At 68.1% G+C, this 18007-nt stretch carries 13 protein-coding genes and 2 pseudogenes; 10 read left to right on the plus strand and 5 right to left on the minus strand.

The genetic code is table 11. The features are described from left to right. The first annotated feature begins 82 nt into the window (after window positions 1–82). The 5 genes and pseudogenes from QK291_RS12960 to QK291_RS12980 all read left to right on the plus strand — a co-directional run. Window positions 83–343 (plus strand): DUF202 domain-containing protein, encoded by a 261-nt coding sequence (locus QK291_RS12960; RefSeq protein ID WP_282382489.1) that lies wholly within the window; start codon window positions 83–85, stop codon window positions 341–343. A 228-nt stretch (window positions 344–571) separates the two neighbouring features. Then, a complete protein-coding gene (locus tag QK291_RS12965) occupies window positions 572–718 on the plus strand; it encodes a hypothetical protein (protein WP_282382490.1) in 147 nt (48 codons plus the stop codon). Between the two features lie 364 nt (window positions 719–1082). Beyond that, window positions 1083–2261, plus strand: coding sequence for an exonuclease SbcCD subunit D (locus QK291_RS12970; RefSeq protein WP_282382492.1), 1179 nt, complete (start codon window positions 1083–1085; stop codon window positions 2259–2261). After that, on the plus strand, window positions 2258–5377 hold the full coding sequence (locus QK291_RS12975; protein WP_282382494.1) for an SMC family ATPase: 3120 nt from the start codon (window positions 2258–2260) through the stop codon (window positions 5375–5377). The genes QK291_RS12970 and QK291_RS12975 overlap by 4 nt, the downstream gene beginning before the upstream one ends. 157 nt (window positions 5378–5534) lie before the next feature. Further along, window positions 5535–5767 (plus strand): annotated as a pseudogene (locus QK291_RS12980) (MFS transporter); the annotation flags it as partial. 501 nt (window positions 5768–6268) lie between these two features. On the opposite strand, the gene QK291_RS12985 reads toward QK291_RS12980, so the two are convergent. Together QK291_RS12985 and QK291_RS12990 are read right to left on the minus strand one after the other, a co-directional pair. Next, window positions 6269–6457 (minus strand): hypothetical protein, encoded by a 189-nt coding sequence (locus tag QK291_RS12985; RefSeq protein ID WP_282382497.1) that lies wholly within the window; start codon window positions 6455–6457, stop codon window positions 6269–6271. Between the two features lie 614 nt (window positions 6458–7071). Continuing rightward, a complete protein-coding gene (locus QK291_RS12990) occupies window positions 7072–7689 on the minus strand; it encodes a PAS and ANTAR domain-containing protein (RefSeq protein WP_282382499.1) in 618 nt (205 codons plus the stop codon). Between the two features lie 803 nt (window positions 7690–8492). Here QK291_RS12990 and QK291_RS12995 point away from each other — a divergent pair. Continuing rightward, window positions 8493–9305, plus strand: a pseudogene (locus QK291_RS12995) (MFS transporter); the annotation flags it as partial. A gap of 132 nt (window positions 9306–9437) precedes the next feature. On the opposite strand, the gene hpaE reads toward QK291_RS12995, so the two are convergent. Together hpaE and QK291_RS13005 are read right to left on the minus strand one after the other, a co-directional pair. Continuing rightward, window positions 9438–10943, minus strand: a complete 1506-nt coding sequence (gene hpaE / locus QK291_RS13000; protein ID WP_282382500.1) for a 5-carboxymethyl-2-hydroxymuconate semialdehyde dehydrogenase — start codon at window positions 10941–10943, stop codon at window positions 9438–9440. 117 nt (window positions 10944–11060) lie between these two features. After that, window positions 11061–11777, minus strand: a complete 717-nt coding sequence (locus QK291_RS13005; protein ID WP_282382502.1) for a helix-turn-helix domain-containing protein — start codon at window positions 11775–11777, stop codon at window positions 11061–11063. A 171-nt stretch (window positions 11778–11948) separates the two neighbouring features. Here QK291_RS13005 and QK291_RS13010 point away from each other — a divergent pair, with 171 nt between their 5' ends. The 3 genes from QK291_RS13010 (at window position 11949) to QK291_RS13020 (ending at window position 15525) form a co-directional block, all read left to right on the plus strand. Continuing rightward, window positions 11949–12485, plus strand: coding sequence for a flavin reductase family protein (locus QK291_RS13010; protein ID WP_282382505.1), 537 nt, complete (start codon window positions 11949–11951; stop codon window positions 12483–12485). A 36-nt stretch (window positions 12486–12521) separates the two neighbouring features. Continuing rightward, on the plus strand, window positions 12522–13976 hold the full coding sequence (gene hpaB / locus QK291_RS13015) for a 4-hydroxyphenylacetate 3-monooxygenase, oxygenase component (protein WP_282382507.1): 1455 nt from the start codon (window positions 12522–12524) through the stop codon (window positions 13974–13976). 193 nt (window positions 13977–14169) lie between these two features. Further along, on the plus strand, window positions 14170–15525 hold the full coding sequence (locus QK291_RS13020; RefSeq protein ID WP_282382510.1) for an MFS transporter: 1356 nt from the start codon (window positions 14170–14172) through the stop codon (window positions 15523–15525). 259 nt (window positions 15526–15784) lie between these two features. Here the strand turns inward: QK291_RS13020 and QK291_RS13025 are convergent, their stop codons facing one another. Further along, a complete protein-coding gene (locus tag QK291_RS13025; RefSeq protein ID WP_282382513.1) occupies window positions 15785–16441 on the minus strand; it encodes a phosphoribosyltransferase family protein in 657 nt (218 codons plus the stop codon). Between the two features lie 196 nt (window positions 16442–16637). On the opposite strand from QK291_RS13025, the gene QK291_RS13030 reads away from it, so the two are divergent. Next, entirely contained in the window at window positions 16638–17945 is a 1308-nt protein-coding gene (locus QK291_RS13030) for a hypothetical protein (RefSeq protein WP_282382515.1), read from the plus strand. The last annotated feature ends 62 nt before the right edge of the window (window positions 17946–18007 follow it).

Raw genomic sequence — 18007 nt, forward strand, 5'->3', positions numbered from 1 at the left:
GAATTTTACCCCCGGCCCCGGACAGGTGCCGGACATCAGCGAACGGCGCCGCAAAAGTCAACACCGGGACAGCAGGGGACGAATGCGCGAACCAGCGTGGCGGAAGACTGGATCCACCCCTGACTACCGCTTCTCGCTGGCCAATGAAACGACGTTCCTGGCCTGGATCAGGACGTCCCTGGCGCTGATCGTGGGGGCCCTGGCCTACCGCCGCTGGGCGCAGATGGAAGAGGCCATGCGGAACAACCGCGAGCTGCCATTTTCCGGTGTGATGCTCGTGATGACGGTGGGGGTCGCTGCCGCCGCATTCATTCTGGCCGTCCTGCTCCTGGTGGCGCGGTGAGTTCCGCGGCCGTCCGGGACCCCGGACTGCAGCCGGAGCGGACCTCCCTGTCCTGGACCCGGACGCTGCTGGCGCTCCTTGCGGCCGACGTGCTGATTTGGCGCATCTGGGCGGTCGCGGCATCCGCTCCCACCCCCGGCTCCGCCGCCTGGGCGGGGGCGGGAATTACGGACTATCTGGGGGTATGCGCCCTGACGGCGGTGGTGGCCACCGTCGTGCTGTGCCTCTGTGCCTCTGTGCCTCTGTGTCGTAGCCCGGGCACGGCAGCTCCGGCACTCCTCCTACGCGCCGCCGCGCTCCCTCATGCGCTGGGCCGCCGCCGGGGTGGTCGTGCTGGGCGGCAGCGCGGTCGCCGCGATTGCGCTGGGACGCTGATTGCGGGGCTCGCTGACCCCAAGCAAAGCCGTCTCACGGCGCTAATACGTCAAGTCAAGCGGGGCAAGAACCATGCTCCGCTGTGGTCAGACTTTCGTTTTGGCGGCGAGTGTGACTTGGTCATCTTGACCTTCCGAGGTGTGCCGGTCAACTCGAGCCGGCCGACAGCTTGCGTATCAAAGTCCAGCTGGCGGATAACGAGTAAACGGAGATTTGTCGTTCCAATAGCGGTGCCGCCGGCGGTGGTGCGTGGCGTTGCCGAGTAGTGCCCGTCCCGCACCCCGGGATGGGCCGGGAGTGACCCCGCGTTGCTGTCCCGGTGCGGTGGCGCAATCCTGTCGGTGCCAGCCGATACCGTAGGAGCATGCGGTTATTGCACACTTCGGACTGGCACCTGGGCCGGTCATTCCACGGCGTCGGGATGCTAGATGCCCAGCGGGCGTTCATCGACCAGCTCGTCACCTTCGTCCGGGACGAGGCAATCGACGTCGTCCTGATCGCCGGTGACGTCTACGACCGCGCCCTGCCCGGAGTCGACGTCGTCCGCCTGCTCGACGACGCCCTGGTGGGGCTGACCGGCGCCGGCGCCCGGGTGGTGCTGACCAGCGGCAACCACGACTCGGCCGTCCGGCTTGGCTTCGCCTCCCGGCTGCTGGAGCGCGGGGGAGTGCACCTGCGCACCCGGCTTACAGAGCTGGACCAGCCCGTGCTGTTCCCGCTCGACAATGCTGATCCGGAGGCCGGGCCGGTACTCGCCGTCTACGGCATTCCCTGGCTGGAACCGCGGCTCGTGGCCGAACAGCTCGGCGTCGACACCGCCAGCCACTTCGAGGTGACCCAGGCCGCCACCGCCCGCATCCGCGCCGATCTCGCGGCCCGGGCGGGGGCACGGACCGTCCATTCCGTGGTGCTCGCGCACACCTTCGCCAGCGGCGGCATCAGTTCTGACAGCGAGCGGGACCTCAGCATCGGCGGCGTCGGCGCCGTCCCGCTGGACCTCTTCGACGGCTTCGGTTACACGGCGCTGGGCCACCTGCACGGCCGCCAGGAACTCTCTGCCGCCGTCCGCTACTCCGGTTCGCCGCTCGCGTACTCCTTTTCCGAAGCGCAGCACAAGAAAGGCAGCTGGCTCGTGGACGTCGATGCGGCCGGCATCGGAGCGGTCCGCGAGGTGCTGTGGGAGGCGCCCCGGACGCTGGCCGTCCTGCGCGGCAAACTGGAGGAACTGCTCACGGCCGGGGACCACGCCTGGGCCGAATCCGCGTACTGCCAGATCACCCTGACCGACGCCCAGCGCCCGGCGCAGGCGATGGAACGGCTGCGCTCGCGGTTCCCCGACACCCTGGTGCTGGGGTTTGACCCGGAAGGTGCCGGCGCCGCCGCCAAAACCAGCTACAGCAGCAAGCTGGCCGAGGCCGAAGACGACCTTTCCATCTGCTGCGGTTTTCTGGAACACGTCCGCGGGCGGGCCGCCGACGACGGTGAGGCCGCGGTCCTCGCGGAAGCCCTGGAATCCGTGCGCCTGGAAGGAATGTCGCTGTGAGGATCCACCGTCTCGAGATTTCCGCTTTTGGACCGTTCGCCGGCACCGAACACATCGATTTTGACCGGCTGAGCGCCCACGGGCTGTTCCTGCTCAACGGTCCCACGGGAGCCGGCAAGACCAGCGTGCTGGACGCCATCTGCTTCGCGCTCTACGGTTCCGTGCCCGGGGCGCGGCAGGACGGCAAGCGGCTGCGCAGCGACCACGCCGAGGCCGCTGCCGAGCCGCGCGTCACGTGCGAGTTCTCCGCCCGCGGCCGGCACTTCGAAGTCTCCCGTTCCCCCGCCTGGGACAAACCCAGCGCCCGGGGCCGGAACGGTTTCACCTTGCAGCAGGCCAACACCCTGCTCCGGGAACGCGTCGACGGCGAATGGATCGAAAAGTCCGGCCGGAACGACGAGGCCGGCGCCGAGATCACCGACCTCCTGGGCATGAACAGAGACCAGTTCACCCGCGTGGTCATGCTCCCGCAGGGCGACTTCGCCGCCTTCTTGCGCTCCAAGGCCTCCGACCGCCTCGAGCTGCTGCAGAGCCTGTTCGGCACCCAGCGTTTCGAGGCCGTGGAACAGGAACTTGGCCGGAGGGCCCAGGCCGCCCGCACCGAGGTCGCCAGCCTCAACAATCAGCTTGAGCTCCTGCTCGCCCAGGCGGAATCCGAAACGGCCACGCTGGAGCTCGACACCGCCGCTGCCCCGGACCGGGCCGACCCGGACTCCTTCCTCTCCTGGCTCCAGGTGCAGGCCGGCACCGCCGCGCAGCAGCGCCGCGCCGCCGCGCTGGAGGCCGAGGTGCGGCGCGTCCGCCGCCTGTCCGCCCGGGACACCGCGACGGCGCGTGCCGCCCGCCAGGCCAAGCTGGCTGCCGCCGAACGACGGCGCGCCGAGGCGGAGGCCGCCGCCCCCGCGGCCGCAGCCCGGAGCGGACAGTTGAGGCTGCACCACCAGGCCGAAGTCCTCAGCGGCCAACTGCACGCGCTGGAGAGCGCCGGCACGGCCGAGGCACTGGCCACGGCGGCGATGGCCGCTGCCGCGGACGACCTGCACACCGCCGCCCTTACCGACCCTGAACTCGCCGCGCTGCGCAACGGCACCCCCGGGGGCGTCGCGGACCCCGAGCCCCGTGCCAGCCTCGGTGGCGTTGGCATAGCCGGCAGCTCCACGTTCGAAGGCTCCACTTACGACGGAGACAACTTGCGGTCCGCGCTGCGCGGGCTGCGGTCACTGCGCGCGGTGCTGGACGAGCGGCTGCCCGACGAAGGCAGGCTTACCGGGCTCCGCAGCCGGGCCACCCAGCTGCGCCTCAGCCTGGCGCAGCTGGGAGAGGGACAGGCCTCCGGCGCTGCCGCTCTGGCCGCCCTGCGCCGGGAATCCGACGCCCTGATCGCCGGGTTGCGTCCGCTCGAAGAACTCGCCGCCGAAGTGCAGTTGCGGACAAAAGAGGCAGCCGCCGCGGAGGAACTGCTGGTCCTGGTCCGCCGCTACGCCGCGGCCGGGAAGGACTGCGGAGCTGTCGCCGAACGCCACGGCCGCGCCCGGGAAGAGTACCAGGACTGCCGCCAGTGCTGGCTCGATCTCCGCGAGGAGCGCCTGGCCAACGCGGCCGCGGAACTCGCGTCCCAGCTGGAGCCCGGCGTCCCGTGTTCGGTGTGCGGTAGCCCCGAACATCCGGCGCCCGCCCCGGCCGCGCCCTCCGCCCTCACCGTGGCCGAGGCCGAGGAGACTGCACAGCAGGCCTGCGAGACGGCGGAAGCCGTGCTGGCGGCGCTTGACCGCGAACTCTCCGAGGCCCGGCAGACGGTTGCCGTGCTGGCGGCCCAGGGTGGCGACACCGAGCCCGGGGACGCCGTCCTCGAGGCCAGCCTGGCCAAGGAACGTGCCGCCGACGCGCGCCGCGCGGCGGCGGAGCTCGCCGCCAGCCGCTCACGGCACGCCGAACTGGACGAAGAGATCGCCGCCGCCGAACAGGACCAGGCGGCCGCGGCGGCAGGCATCGCCCAGACCGAATCCACCCTCACGGAAGTCCGGGACCAGGCCGACTCCCTCGAACAGGCCCTCGATAAGCTCCGGGCGGGCCACCCGGTCCTGGCCCGGCGCATCGCGGCTCTGGATGGCACCGCCGCCGTGCTGGAACGCGCCGATGCGGCCCGGACCCTGCTGGAACAGGCCGCGGCCCGTTCCGCCGAAGCGCGGCTGCAGCTGGAACTGGCGCTGCCGGGCACCGGTTTCGAGTCTGCGGACGCAGCGCGGGCCGTGTTGCTCCCGGCCGCGGAGGCCGCGGCGCTGGAAGCCGCCGTCCGCGCAGGCCAGGATGAAGCGGCCCGGATCGCGGAGCACTTCGCCAGCGAGGAGATTGTGCTGGCCTCCCGCGAGCTGGAAACCGAGGGACCACTCGCCGGGGGGCTCGTGGACGAGCTCCGCGCGGACGCCGCGGCGGCGGAACGCTCAGGCCGGGAGGCGGACCTGGCAGCCGGCCTGGCGGAAAAATCCGTGCGGAGCCTGGGTGCCCTCGCCGCCAACTACGCGCAGCTTGCCGAGTCCGGACGGGAACCGCGCGGACGGGCGCAGCTGCTGACCGCCGTCGCCGACGCGGCCCGCGGCACCGGGGACAACAACTACCGCATGAGCCTGAACAGCTATGTACTCGCCGCGAGGCTCGAACAGGTGGCAGTGGCCGCCTCGGAACGGCTGATCGGGATGAGCGACGGCCGCTACACCCTGCAGCACACGGACGCCAGGGCCGCCCGCGGCGCTAAATCCGGCCTCGGCCTGGAGGTGGTGGACGAGTGGACCGGGCAGCGGCGCGACACCGCAACGCTGTCCGGCGGCGAGTCCTTTATGGCCTCGCTCGCGCTGGCCCTCGGACTGGCGGATGTGGTGCAGCAGGAATCCGGCGGTGTGGACATCGAGACGCTCTTCGTGGACGAGGGCTTCGGCAGCCTCGACGAACAGGCCCTCGAACAGGTCATGGACGCCCTGGAGGGGCTACGCGACGGCGGGCGCGTGGTCGGCCTGGTGAGCCACGTCGGGGAAATGAAACAGCGCATCAGCACCCAGCTCCGGGTGATCAAGGGCCGGAACGGTTCCACCCTGCATATCTCCGACGACGCCCCGGTCTGATCCGTCCGTCCAGGCCCGGCCGTCACGGCCGGGCCTGCTCAATCAATCACACCTGCGGCTACAGTTGGGAGTTGCCGGGTCGCGCGCATCGGGAGGAGGGACGATGCGCACCATAGAACGAACCCGGAATCATGAGCCTTTCAACGCCCTCCCAAGCGCCCGTCTCCCGCTCGCGATGCTCACCGTCGGAGCCCTCACCCTGGTCACCGCCGTCACCGGCTCCTACGCTGCCGGCGGCATGGCGGCATGGCGGCCGGCGCCGTCGGCATCGGCTCGGCGCTCGGCGCCCCCGTCCTCGGCGCACTGGCGGACCGCCGGGGCCAGCGTCCCGTGCTGGTGTTCGCCGCCGTCTTTAACACCTTCGCCGTCATCGCACTGATCCTCGCCGCATGCTCCGCGACGGCACCACATACACTCCAGTCCCGGTGACGGCAGCACTACTGGCTTCCTGAGGAAGCTGTCTTCGAGCCGCTCCCGGTCAGCCGTCGGGCCGTTTGGTGATCGATCGTTGTCAGTCATGACTGCCTCGGGAGGTTCATCCAGCGTGCGCGCGGGGGTACGCGTCCTCCGCGCGCTGTCCGGTGGCCAGGGTCTGATGAGGGACTTTGAGGCACTTTCTTTCGTCCACGCCCTTGTATCCCTGAACGATGCCGTCCATGTCGGAGGTGACGCCGAGACCTTGCCGAGTTCGAAGGTGCCGTTAAAGGATGTCGGGCATGAGCTCTTCGATGTAGGCTCGGACCCGGGCGGGACCACCGGCAAGGGTGATGTTGCCGCCGACGAGGCTGTTGAAGCCGACGGCCTCCAGAACCACGTGGGGGAGCCGTGGCCGCCGGTGAGGGCGCGGACCTGGAGGCCGGCGACTGGCGAGGGCGAGTGCAATGGCGGGAATCAGGTCAAAGCGGCAATGATCGTGTAGACGAGACCGGGACCGGGGGTCCCGAGCGGGGAGACCCGGGAGGCACCGGCGAACCCGGTGCCCGCGGCGGTTCCCGCGGTTCCGGGGTTGAACGCGGAGACGCTGAGGGCGGATCCGAGGGCGGCTTTTCCGGCGAAGCGGATCGCAAGGTGAATGAGCACGCTGTTGGCGCTGGGACCGAACAGGGCCAGCCTTACGCGAGACCGAAACCAAACCGCCATATCGAACGATCACCCAGATATTTGGTTGCCTCCGGAGTTCTTTCCGGCCAGACTATTCGCATATAAGGCTCCGCGTCTTGACGGTCATTGGAGATCTGGCCGCCGGGGAGTGCAATGGGTTCGCAACTTTGGAGGCTGACGTGGACGAGAGTTTGACGCGTGTGTGGGTTGCTTCCGCAGACAGCGAGTCCGCGGACTTTGCAGCGGATCAGGCGAGGATGGACCTACGCGATGCAATGACGGATGCCATGGATGGAGGTGCAGACCCGCAAAGTGTATGGGTTGCTTCCAATGCCACTGACTCTGACATGATGCGCGACCAGATCGATGCGGATCTGCCCGGGTCTTCATAGCCGAGGCCTGCGCTCTTGAGTTCGTGGGGTCGTGGCCCGGAAAGCAGTTCCCGGATTGATGTCAGCGCCTGCTCCCGCGCGCGCGACGTCATGTCCCTTGGGCACTCTTGCTTGCCAGGTCTGCTGCTTCTCCTTGGTTGGCCGGCGGAAGTCCCCGAGGAATCACGATCGGGAATGCCAAGGCGAGAACCTTGCCTCCATTCACGGGGCGCCGGCTGCTGGACCGTCTCCGGGCGTACCGCCCGGGGCCAGGGGCGTGTGGTTTTGAAGGTCCTGGATGAGCGCGGTGAGTGCGGCAGCGTCGCCGGGGTCTTCGGCCAAGGCGGCAAGCTCGACGGCTATGGCAGCCAATTTTTTGTTGGTGTGGTTGCTGTAGATGCGGAGTAAGACGAAGGCCGCATCGGCACCGATGCCCAACCGTCCCATGAGAATTCCTCGCGCCCGTTCGATCACGGCGCGGGTGCGGACGGCTCCGGTGACGGCATCCCTGGCGGCCCTGCCGGTTTCGGAACGGAGCGTCGCGGTGAGGTCCACCATGATTCCTGCGATGGAGAAGAGCCGGCCGTCCGCGTCAAGAACAGCGTCCCCGGAGGTCAGCACTCTGTGTTCACGCTTGTTGGCGTCAATGAGGCGGTGGTAACTGGAGAAGTGCCCTCCGACCCGGGCCAAAGCGGCGTACATCTCCCGAATCTCCGCCTTGTCGTCCGGGTGCTTGTGAGCCAGGAGAAGTTCAAGGGTCGGCACGACGTCCCCACGCTGGTACCCGTGAATCCGGTAGAGCTCATCGGACCACGTCATCATCCCGGTCGTGGCGTCCATGAGAAAGGTTCCCGCGGTACAGTCACTGGCCCCCGGCCCGCCGAAATGCGTGTACACACTGTCAGAAGAACCCATAGCGTTCCCACTACCCCTTAGTTGGAACCCGGCGGCGTTTCACCGATTACTCCCATTATGGCTGCACGGATCATCAATGACTCCGCTGGGATGGGCCCCCGGCCGCGCGATGACCGCGCCGGTGCGGCCGACGGGTAGGGAACATGCGAAAGGTCGCCGAACGCCGGCTCACCTGTGCAACCCTGGCCCGCCCCGCGCCGCGTGACTCCGACCCCAAACGCTTCGAGCGGAAAACACACATCCAGGCCATGCTTCGGGCCCAGCACTCCCTTTGCTGCAGGGCCGATGGTGCCGTAATGGGTCCTTAGTCGTTGTAGGAGGCAAGGTGCGGCAAGTGGAGCTCGCACAGGCGCTCCGAACTGGGGCAGCGAGGGCTGGGACGCCGGATCCTGGCCCTACATCATCTTCACCGTCGCCCGCACCCGCGACCGCAACGGGGAGCTGTTCGGCTACGGCACCTGCGTCGAGGGCGACACCGCCACGCACTGGTTCCGCTCCCAGACCGCGTGCTTCGAAGCGATCACCGCCGACGTGTTCTTCCACTGGGCATCCGGCCAGTCCCACGGCCCGGACAACCTCCCCGCCACCGCCGCGGAACTGCCCGAGCAGGACCGCAAGCCCTACCCCGGCTGGACGGACTAGAAATACCTCGGGTGTCCCGGCCCACACCGGCCGGGACACCTGTAGGTCACGCCAACATCCGGTGACAACATCATTGAGATTACTAGGAAAGCACCGCCGACGAACTGACCTTCGTCCTGGGCCCGGCGCTGGTGGGAATCCGGGCCAGCCTGGTCGCGCCGTGGCTGCCACTCGCCCTCGCCGCGGTCCTGACCATCACGCTCATTCCGGCCTTCGCCGTGCACCCCACGCACCACGCGGTGGTCCTGATGCCCGCGCGGACAGCGGCCGGTGCCGCCCGGGAGAAACAGCGCCGGGCGTCCCGGCCGGCCGGCCAGCGCGCGGGGGCCGTCGCGGCCGTCGCCCGTCCGGTGCTGGCCATGATCTGCATGGGCACGTTCTTCGGCTCCACCCAGACGTCGCTGAGTTCCTTTTCGGCCAGCTTCGCGACCTACGAACTCGCCGGCCTGCTCTACGCGGTGATGGGCCTGAGCTCCGCCGCGGCCGCCCTGTCGGTGGCGTACTGGCCCCAGCGGTTCACCGCCAACGCCCGCTGGCTGGCCTGCGCGGCGCTGATGGCCGGACTGGCGCTGCTGCTGTTGCTGCCCTCGACGGCGCTGCCCGTGATCCTTGTGCTCCTGGTCCTGGGCCTGCCGGTGGGACCGCTAATGGTCACCGTCTTCGCGATCGGCGGGCTCGCCGCCCCGGCGGGAAAGCTCGGCACGGTCATGACCGCGCCGGCCAGCGGCATCGTGGCCGGCACCGCGATCGGCTCGTCCATCGCGGGGCAGCTGGCGCAGCACCGGGGCTACGCCACGGCATTCCTGGTGCCGGTGTGCGCCGCCGCCGCCCTGTTCCTGCTGGGAGCGGCAGCCGCCGTCGTACTCCACCGGCGGAACAGGACGGCGGCCGCCGGCTGACCCCCGACGAACCCGCGGATGCCCTGTCACTTGGAGCTGCTCTGAGCGCCTGAGAAGAACCCGAAGTGATAGGGCAACCGGGGCTGGAGCGGGGTGCCGATGGGGCGCAGGCGGGGTGACAGGGGCAGGGCGCTACTGCGCCGCCGGCGCACCGAACTTCGGGGTGTGCACGGTGCCGAGGGTGATGTGGACGGCCTGCTGGTCGGTGTAGAAATCGATGGAGCGGTAGCCGCCCTCATGTCCCAGCCCGGAGGACTTGACGCCGCCGAACGGGGTGCGCAGATCCCGGACGTTGTGGCTGTTGAGCCAGACCATGCCGGCCTCGAGGTTCTGTGAGAAGTTGTGCGCGCGGTTCAGGTCGTTGGTCCAGACATAGCCGGCCAGCCCGTACCGGGTGTTGTTCGCCAGGGCCAGCGCCTCGGCGTCGTCCGCGAACGGCGTGATCGTCACGACGGGGCCGAAGATCTCCTCCTGGAAGATCCGCGCGTCCGGCATGACGTCGGCGAAGACGGTCGGCGCGATGTAGTTGCCGGTGGGAAGCCCCTCGGGCCGCCCGCCGCCGGCCAGCAGCCGGCCCTCGGTCTTGCCGATCTCCACGTACCGGGCCACCTTGGCGTAGTGCTCCGGGTGGACGAGGGCGCCTACCTCGGTCTTCGGGTCGTGCGGGTCCCCGACGACGATGTTCTTCGCGCGGGCGGCGTACTCGTTGCAGAATTCCTCGTAGATGTCCTGGTGGACGAGGATCCGGGAGCCGGCGGTGCAGCGCTCGCCGTTGAGCGAGAAGACGCCGAACAGGGTGGAGTCGATCGCGGCGTCGAGGTCGGCGTCGGCGAAGATGACGGCCGGGCTTTTGCCGCCGAGTTCCATGGACAGGCCTTTGAGGTTTTCCGCGGCGTTGCGGAAGATCGTCTTGCCCGTGGTGGTCTCGCCGGTGAAGGAGATCAGCGGGACGTCGGGGTGCTTGACAAGGGCGTCGCCGGCCTCCTCGCCGAGGCCGTTGACCAGGTTGAACACGCCGTCGGGCAGGCCGGCGTCCTTGAAGATCTGGGCCCAGAGCGAGGCGGAGAGCGGGGTGAACTCGGCGGGCTTGAGGACCACGGTGTTGCCGGTGGCCAGCGCCGGGGCGAGCTTCCAGGACTCGAGCATAAACGGGGTGTTCCAGGGTGTGATCAGGCCGGCGACGCCGATCGGCTTGCGGTTCACGTAGTTGATCTGGGAACCGGGGACCTTCATGGCGTCGTCGAACTGCGCCACAATGAGGTCCGCGAAGAAGCGGAAGTTCTCCGCGGCGCGGAGGGCCTGGCCCTTGGCCTGGGTGATCGGCAGGCCGGTGTCGAAGGTCTCCAGCTGCGCCAGCCGGGTCTCCTGGGCCTCGATGGCGTCGGCGATCCTGTTGAGGATGCGGGCGCGTTCCCGCGGCTTCATCCTCGGCCACGGCCCGGCGGTGAAGGCCTTGCGGGCGGCAGCAACGGCGAGGTCGATGTCCTCCTTCTGGCCGGCGGCGGCGGTGGCGTAGGTGGTGTTGGAGACCGGGTCCAGCACGTCGAAGGTCCTGCCGCTGACGGAATCAACGAATTCGCCGTCGATGTAGTGGCGGATCCGCGTCGGAAGGTCGTCCGGAATGTAGTGCTCGGCCATCACATCTCCTCATTGAGTATGGAATCGTATACGATACAACCTGCCCGAGGCGGGGCTGCTTGTCAAGCAATCCCGCAACGGGCGCCCGTGGCCGGCGGGGGAGTGCCCCGCCGGCTCTCAGCCCAGCTGGCTTTCGATGCGACGGGCGCTCGCGGCCAGGGCCGCGGCGACCTCCTCGGGGTTCTGCGCGGCGCGGATGTACACGACGGCGAGAGCCGCCGGACGCCCGCCCGGAACCCGGACCGGGACGGCCAGCGAGGACACGCCGGAGATGACCTCGTCGTGGCTTGCGGCATATCCCCGGCGGCGCGCCTCGGCCGCTTCGGCCCGGTAGGGAATGCCGGGGGCGGCCGCGGCCCATTCCTCTTCGGACAACGCCGACTGGATCGCGATCCCGGGGGCGCCGGCGCTGATCGGATGCCGGGAGCCTGGATGCTGGACCACGGTGGCACCGGTGTGGCGCGGATCCACGGTGACCAGCGTGACGCATTCCGCGTGGTCCCAGACCGCGACGAAGGCGCTCATCATCAGAGTATTGGCGAGCTGGGTGAGCTCCGGCAGCGCCGCCGTCTGCAGGCTCCGCGAAACACCGCGGGCCAGGACGGCCAGTCCGGGGCCGGGCTGGACCCGGCCGCCGTCGTCGCGCACCAGCAGGGAGTGGTCTTCTAGGGTGCGGAGGATGCGGTAGGCCACGGAGCGGTGCACTCCCATGGCGTCGGCCAGTTCGGCGATGGTGAGCGGCTGCTGGGCGTCGGCCAGGATCTCGAGGGCGCGGATGCCGCGCGACAACGTCTGGGACGGGGAGGCCTGGGCGCTGCCGGCGGTCGGGGTCATCTGTCCATCCTAGGTGCGGGCGGCGGGGTGGCCTGGATGCGCCGGCCGGCCCTTGTGCTCCGCCACACGGTGCGTTAGCGTTCTAAATGGGAACTATCCGTTCGATTATAGAACTTATGTCGACGCGGCGCACCCCCACAACCAGCCGTCACGCACCGCAAGGGATCACTGATGATTGCCAAGCCCCGCACCGGGCCAGTCCCGGTTGATCCGGGCCGCACGCCCGGCGCGCGGGCCCACCACTTCCGCGGCAGCTTGGGCCGGTTCGCCACCGGAGTGGCGATTGTGACCTTTGACGGCGCCACCAAGCGCCACGGCATCACCGTCAATTCCTTTACGTCCGTATCCATGGAGCCGCCGCTGGTGCTCGTGAGCATCGCCCGCACCGCGAGGGCGCACGACGAGCTGGCCGGCCGGCCGTTCACGGTCAACATCCTGGGCGCGGAGCAGCGGCACCTCGCCATGCACTTTGCCGGCCATCCCGGACCGGAGCCGCTCTGGGTGGAGGGCGGCACGGCACCGCGGCTCTCCCATGTGCTTGCCTATTTCGAGTGCAAGCCCTGGGCGGCCTACGACGGCGGCGACCACACGCTCTACCTCGGTGAGGTCGTGGATTTCAACTACCGCAACGGCGATGCGCTGGCCTACGCGAACAGTACGTTCACCACCATCCCGGAGAGCCAGCTGGGCATGGAAGACCTGCTCTGATTTCGATTCAGCTCAACGACGACTGGAGGACTAGCCATGGGTATCCGTACCGGACAGCAGTACCTGGAAAAACTCAACGCCATGACGCCCCACGTGGTGATCGACGGCGAGGTGGTCAGCGAAAAAGTCGCCGAGCACCCCGCGTTCCGCAACGTGGCACGCTCCTACGCCAGGCTCTTCGACATGCAGCACGACCCGAAATACCAGGACGCGCTGACCTACACCTCGCCCACCAGCGGCGACCTAGTCAACGCCTCCTTCCTGGTGCCGAAGACCGTTGAGGACCTGGAACGCCGCCGCCGCGCGATCTCGACCTGGGCCGAGTCCTCCAATGGCTTCCTGGGCCGCTCCGGCGACTACATGAACTCCTCGCTCACCGCCCTCAGCACAGCAGACGAGTGGTTTTCCCAGGCCGATCCCAAGTTCGGCGAGAACATCCGCAACTACTACGAGTGGGCCCGGGAAAACGACGTCCTCGCCACGCACACGCTGATCCCGCCGCAGGCCAACCGCTCCGTCTCCGGCTCCGAGCAGCTCGGCGGCCAGCTGTCGGCCCGGATTGTCGAGGAGCGCGAGGACGGCATCGTCATCCAGGGCGCCCGGATGCTGGCCACCATCGCCCCGATCGCGGACGAGCTTCTCGTGTTCCCCTCCACGGTGCTCCGCGGCACGCCCGAGGACGCCCCGTACTCCTACGCCTTCGCCATCCCCAACGACACGCCGGGCCTGCGCTACCTGTGCCGCACCTCGCTGTACAACGGCGGCAGCACCCACGACGAGCCGTTGGCATCCCGCTATGAGGAAATGGACGCCGTCGCGGTCTTCGACCATGTCTTCGTCCCCAACGAGCGGATCTTCATGCTCGGCAACCCGCAGCTGTGCAACGGCTTCTACTCCGAAACCGGCGCCGGTGCCCTCATGACCCACCAGGTGGTCACCCGCACCATCGCCAAGAGCGAGTTCTTCCTGGGCCTGGCCTCCGAACTCGCCGACTCGATCGGCATCGACGGCTTCCAGCACATCCAGGAGGACATCGCGGAACTGATTGTCGACGTCGAAATCGGCCGGGCGCTGGTCCGGGCCGCGGAGGTGGATGCGGCGCTCAACGGTGCCGGCGTCATGCTGCCGAAATGGTCCACGCTGAACGCCGCCCGCAACTGGTACCCGAAGGTAGCCCAGCGCTTCCCGCAGATCATCCGCAAATTCTCCGCTTCGGGCCTGATGGCGCTCCCCGGCGAGGCGGACGTCAACAGTGACGCCCGGACCGACATCGAGATGTACCTGCAGGGCAAGTCGCTGACCGGTCCGGAGCGCGTCCGGCTGTTCAAACTCGCCTTCGACGCCTCGGTCTCCGGCTTCTCCGGCCGGCAGTCGCTCTACGAGTACTTCTTCTTCGGGGATCCGGTCCGGATGGCCGGAGCCATGGTCAACAGCTACGACCGCGGCCCCGTCAGGGCCCGGGTGCGGGAGTTCCTGAACCGCACGGACTGACCCCGCGGACAGGCTTTCCGTCACTTTTCGGCGCCGGCAAAGCTTTTTTCCCAGGGATGTGTGCCCTAGCACACATTTCATAGTAGTATTCTGAATACCAACTGACCGTTCGATCAGTAAATGGTAGAGGCATTCAGCTATTCGCACAGCACCCACCCCGGGCAGTACGTCTGCCCCCAGCATCGGAGTTCCAATGACCGCAACTTCACATGTCGATTCTGAGGCGGGCCCCAGCAGCAAGCATGAGGAACGCAAGGTCCTCGCGGGCACCCTGGTCGGGACCACCATCGAGTGGTACGACTTCTTCATCTTCGCCCAGCTGACAGCCACGCTGCTCTCCCCGCTGTTCCTGGCGCCGCTGAACGCCTCCAACCCCGGCCTGGCGCAGATCCTGTCCTTTGCCCTCATCGGCATCAGCTTCCTGTTCCGCCCGCTCGGCGCCATCGTCGCCGGCCACCTGGGTGACCGCCTCGGCCGCAAGGCCATGCTGGTCTTCACCCTGGTCATGATGGGTGCCGCCACGGCGCTGATCGGCATGCTGCCGACCTACGCCCAGATCGGCGTCTGGGCTCCGATCCTGCTGATCCTGCTCCGAATCATCCAGGGCTTCTCCGCCGGCGGTGAATGGGGCGGCGCCGCCCTGATGGCCGTCGAGCACGCTCCCAAGAGCAAGCGCGGCCTGTTCGGCGCGTACCCGCAGATCGGCGTTCCGGTGGGCATGATCCTCGCCACCGGCCTGCTCTACTTCCTCAACACATCCATGTCCAAGGAAGACTTCGCCTCCTGGGGCTGGCGTGTGCCGTTCCTGCTGTCCATCGTGCTGATCATCGTCGGCTACCTGATCCGCCGCGCCGTGGCCGAGAGCCCCGTCTTCAAGGAGATGCAGGAACGCAAGGAAGAGAGCAAGGCTCCGCTCGGCGAGCTCATCCGCAAGCACAAGAAGGCCGTCCTCTACTCGACGATGATCTTCATCGGCAACAACGCCGCCGGCTACCTGCTGATCGCATTCTTCATCTCCTACGCCACCAAGTCCCTGAAGATGCCCGTCGCGCAGATTCTGCTGGCCACCACGCTGGCCTCCTTCGGCTGGCTGATCTTCACCCTGGTCGGCGGCTGGCTGTCGGACAAGATCGGCCGCGTCAAGACCTTCCTGATCGGCTACGGCATCGTCTTCGCCTGGATGATCCCGATGTTTGCCCTGATCGACACCAAGAACATCGTGCTCTACGGCGTCGCGCTGTTCGTCCTGACCATCGGCCTGGGCCTGTCCTACGGCCCGATGTCGGCGATGTACGCCGAGATGTTCCCGGCGAACGTGCGCTACTCCGGCATCTCGATCGGCTACGCCTTCGGCGCCATCCTGGGCGGTGCGTTCGCGGCCACCATCGCGGAGGCCCTGCTGCAGGGCACCGGGTGGACCGGTTCCATCGGCATCTACATCATGATCCTCTGCGTCATCTCCGCAGCCGGCGTCCTGCTGGCCGGGGAAACCAGGGGCCGCCCGCTCGGCGTCAGCCACGGCGCAACGGATGATGCGGCAAGGCACTAGCAACAAGCAAGCAACAAGAAAAAAGCAACAGAGGAGGGGCGCGGACCAAAGGTCCGTGCCCCTCCGTCGCTAACCCAACGCGCTAACCCAACGCGGGGTCCCTCCTCGCTAACCCAACGCGGGGTCCCTCCTCGCTAACCCAACGCGGGGTCCCTCCTCGCTAACCCAACGCGGGGTCCCTCCTCGTTAACCCAACGCGGGGTCACTCCGCGCCCACTCGGAGGCTCCGCATGGGCCGCGTCTGGCCCCGCGTTGCTGTTCAGGCGGGACGGGCACCCAGGAGCCGGACGACGTCGTCGTCCCGTACCTGACCGAAGCTGCGATAGTAGCTGCCGACGGCACGGAACTGGCCGGGGATGAAGAGGCTGAAGACGGCGTCGGCGATCTGCTGCAGGGACGCCTGTGCCTCCAGCGAGGCAACCGGAACCCCGACGACGACGGTTGCCGCACCGGCCGCCTGCACCGCCTTGACGGCCGCCCGCATCGTCGCTCCGGTGGCCATCCCGTCGTCGACCACGATCACGGTTCTGCCGGCCAGCGGCAGCCGCGGCCCCGGATACGTTTCTGCGCGGCGCTCCAGTTCCTTCTGCTCGAACCTCACAACCTCGTCGAGGGCTGACTGGGTGATCCCCAGCTCCAGGAGCTGGCCCACGTAAGGTCGGTTCAGGACCTGCGCCACCCTGCCGTTGACCGCGGCCAGCGCACCGAAGGCCGTTTCCCCGTGCCCGGGAATCCCCAGCTTGCGGACCGGAAGCACGTCCCGGTCCAGCCGGAGCGCCGCGGCGGCCTCTGCGGCAACCGGGACACCGCCGCGCGCCAGTCCCAGCACCACGGTGTCCGGGCGCCCGCGGAACTGGGGGAGGGCGGCGGCAAGAAGCCTGCCGCCCTGCCCACGGTCCGTGAAGCGCATGCCCATGGAGACCCTCTTCCGGTTCCGGCCCACGCTGCTGCGGCCAGCCTATGTCCGGCGGGGCAGCTGCGCGAGACCGGTGCCGTGATTCTAGCGGGGGAGTTCTATCCATCCAGTGAATGGAAAAACGCCTGTAGCATGTCTCGGGGGTGAGCCGAGCCGGCCCGCCCGCCCGCTGGGCAATGATTTGTTGGGGGAATCCATGGCCGGAAGTTTTTACGGCGCGGACGTGGCGAAACTGCGCGCATTGGCGTCGCAGGCCGGAAGCAGCGCCCTGAAACTCAGCGTCCTCCACCGCCGCCTGGCATCGGAGCTGGCCGCGTCGGGACACTGGCAGGGCAATGACGCCAGAGCGTTCAGAACGGACTGGGAGACCGGCCATTCGCGTTCCATGATCCTGGCCGTCGGGCTCCTGGAAAAGATGCAGCGGGAGCTCGCGGCCAACGCTGACCAGCAGGAAAGTGCCAGCGGAGCGGCCGGCGGTCCGACCTCTTCACCGGGTGTTGCCGCGCCGACGGCTGAGCTCGCCACACCGGCCGCGCTGGCGGCGATGTCCCCCCTGCAAATCCACGGGTGGTGGAACGGCCTCACTGCAAGCCAGCAGGCCGAGTTTTCCCGGCTCTATCCCTTTGCGGCCGGCAACACCGACGGGCTGCCGGTTGCTGCCAGGATCGAAGCGAACCGCCTGGCCGCCGAAACCCGGCTGGCCATCCTGGAGCAGGACGGAAAAGGCTCGACGGAGGAATCCGAGTACCTGAAGAACACCCTGGAGGGAAACATTAGTCTCGTGGCCTACGATCCCGCGGAGGGCAATCTCATTGAGATGCTCGGCGACTATGACGGAAACACCACGACGGTACTGACCTATGTTCCGGGAACGTTCGCCACGGCGGACCAGTTCTATGGCGGAACAGCCCAGAAAATGGCAGCGTTCCTGCAGCAGGGGGATCCGGACGGCAGCACGGCTGCCTTCGTCTATAAGAACAGCGAATTCCCCCAGGACCAGACGTTTGCGCAGTCCGCGGACAAGAGCTTCGGGGAGCAGGCCGGCCGGAAGCTCGCGGATTTCGAGGAAGGTCTCGCGGCGCAGAACCCGCCCGTTGCCCAGACCGTGGCGGTGTCCCACAGCTGGGGCCAAGCTGCGGTAGCGTCATCTGAAATGTACGGGACACACTACGACCAGCAGGTCTCCCTCTCCGGCGCCTGGATGCCGGAGGGCTGGAAGGCCGATCCGGAGACCGACTACCACCACTTCGCCTATGACTTTGACGCGCTGGCCACCGCCCAGCGGCTGGGCCTGGTGGGCGCCAACTACCCCCTGGAGGACCAGGCGTTTACGAAGCACATCTACGATGACCCTGCCAGGAACTACCAGGTGGGCCCGGTAAAAATCACGACGGACCCGATGGCCAAAATAGACAACCACAGCCTGATCGCGAGCGCACAGGACAGTATGAACCGGGAAGCCCGCGAGGACATCGCCCGCGTGGTATTCGGGGGCCGCAAATGAACACCTCCAGACGTCCCGCACGGTTTTCCTGTGCCGTATCAGTCCTCTGCCTGGCAGCCTCA

Source organism: Arthrobacter sp. AL12 (genome assembly GCF_029960645.1).
Lineage (GTDB): Bacteria > Actinomycetota > Actinomycetes > Actinomycetales > Micrococcaceae > Arthrobacter.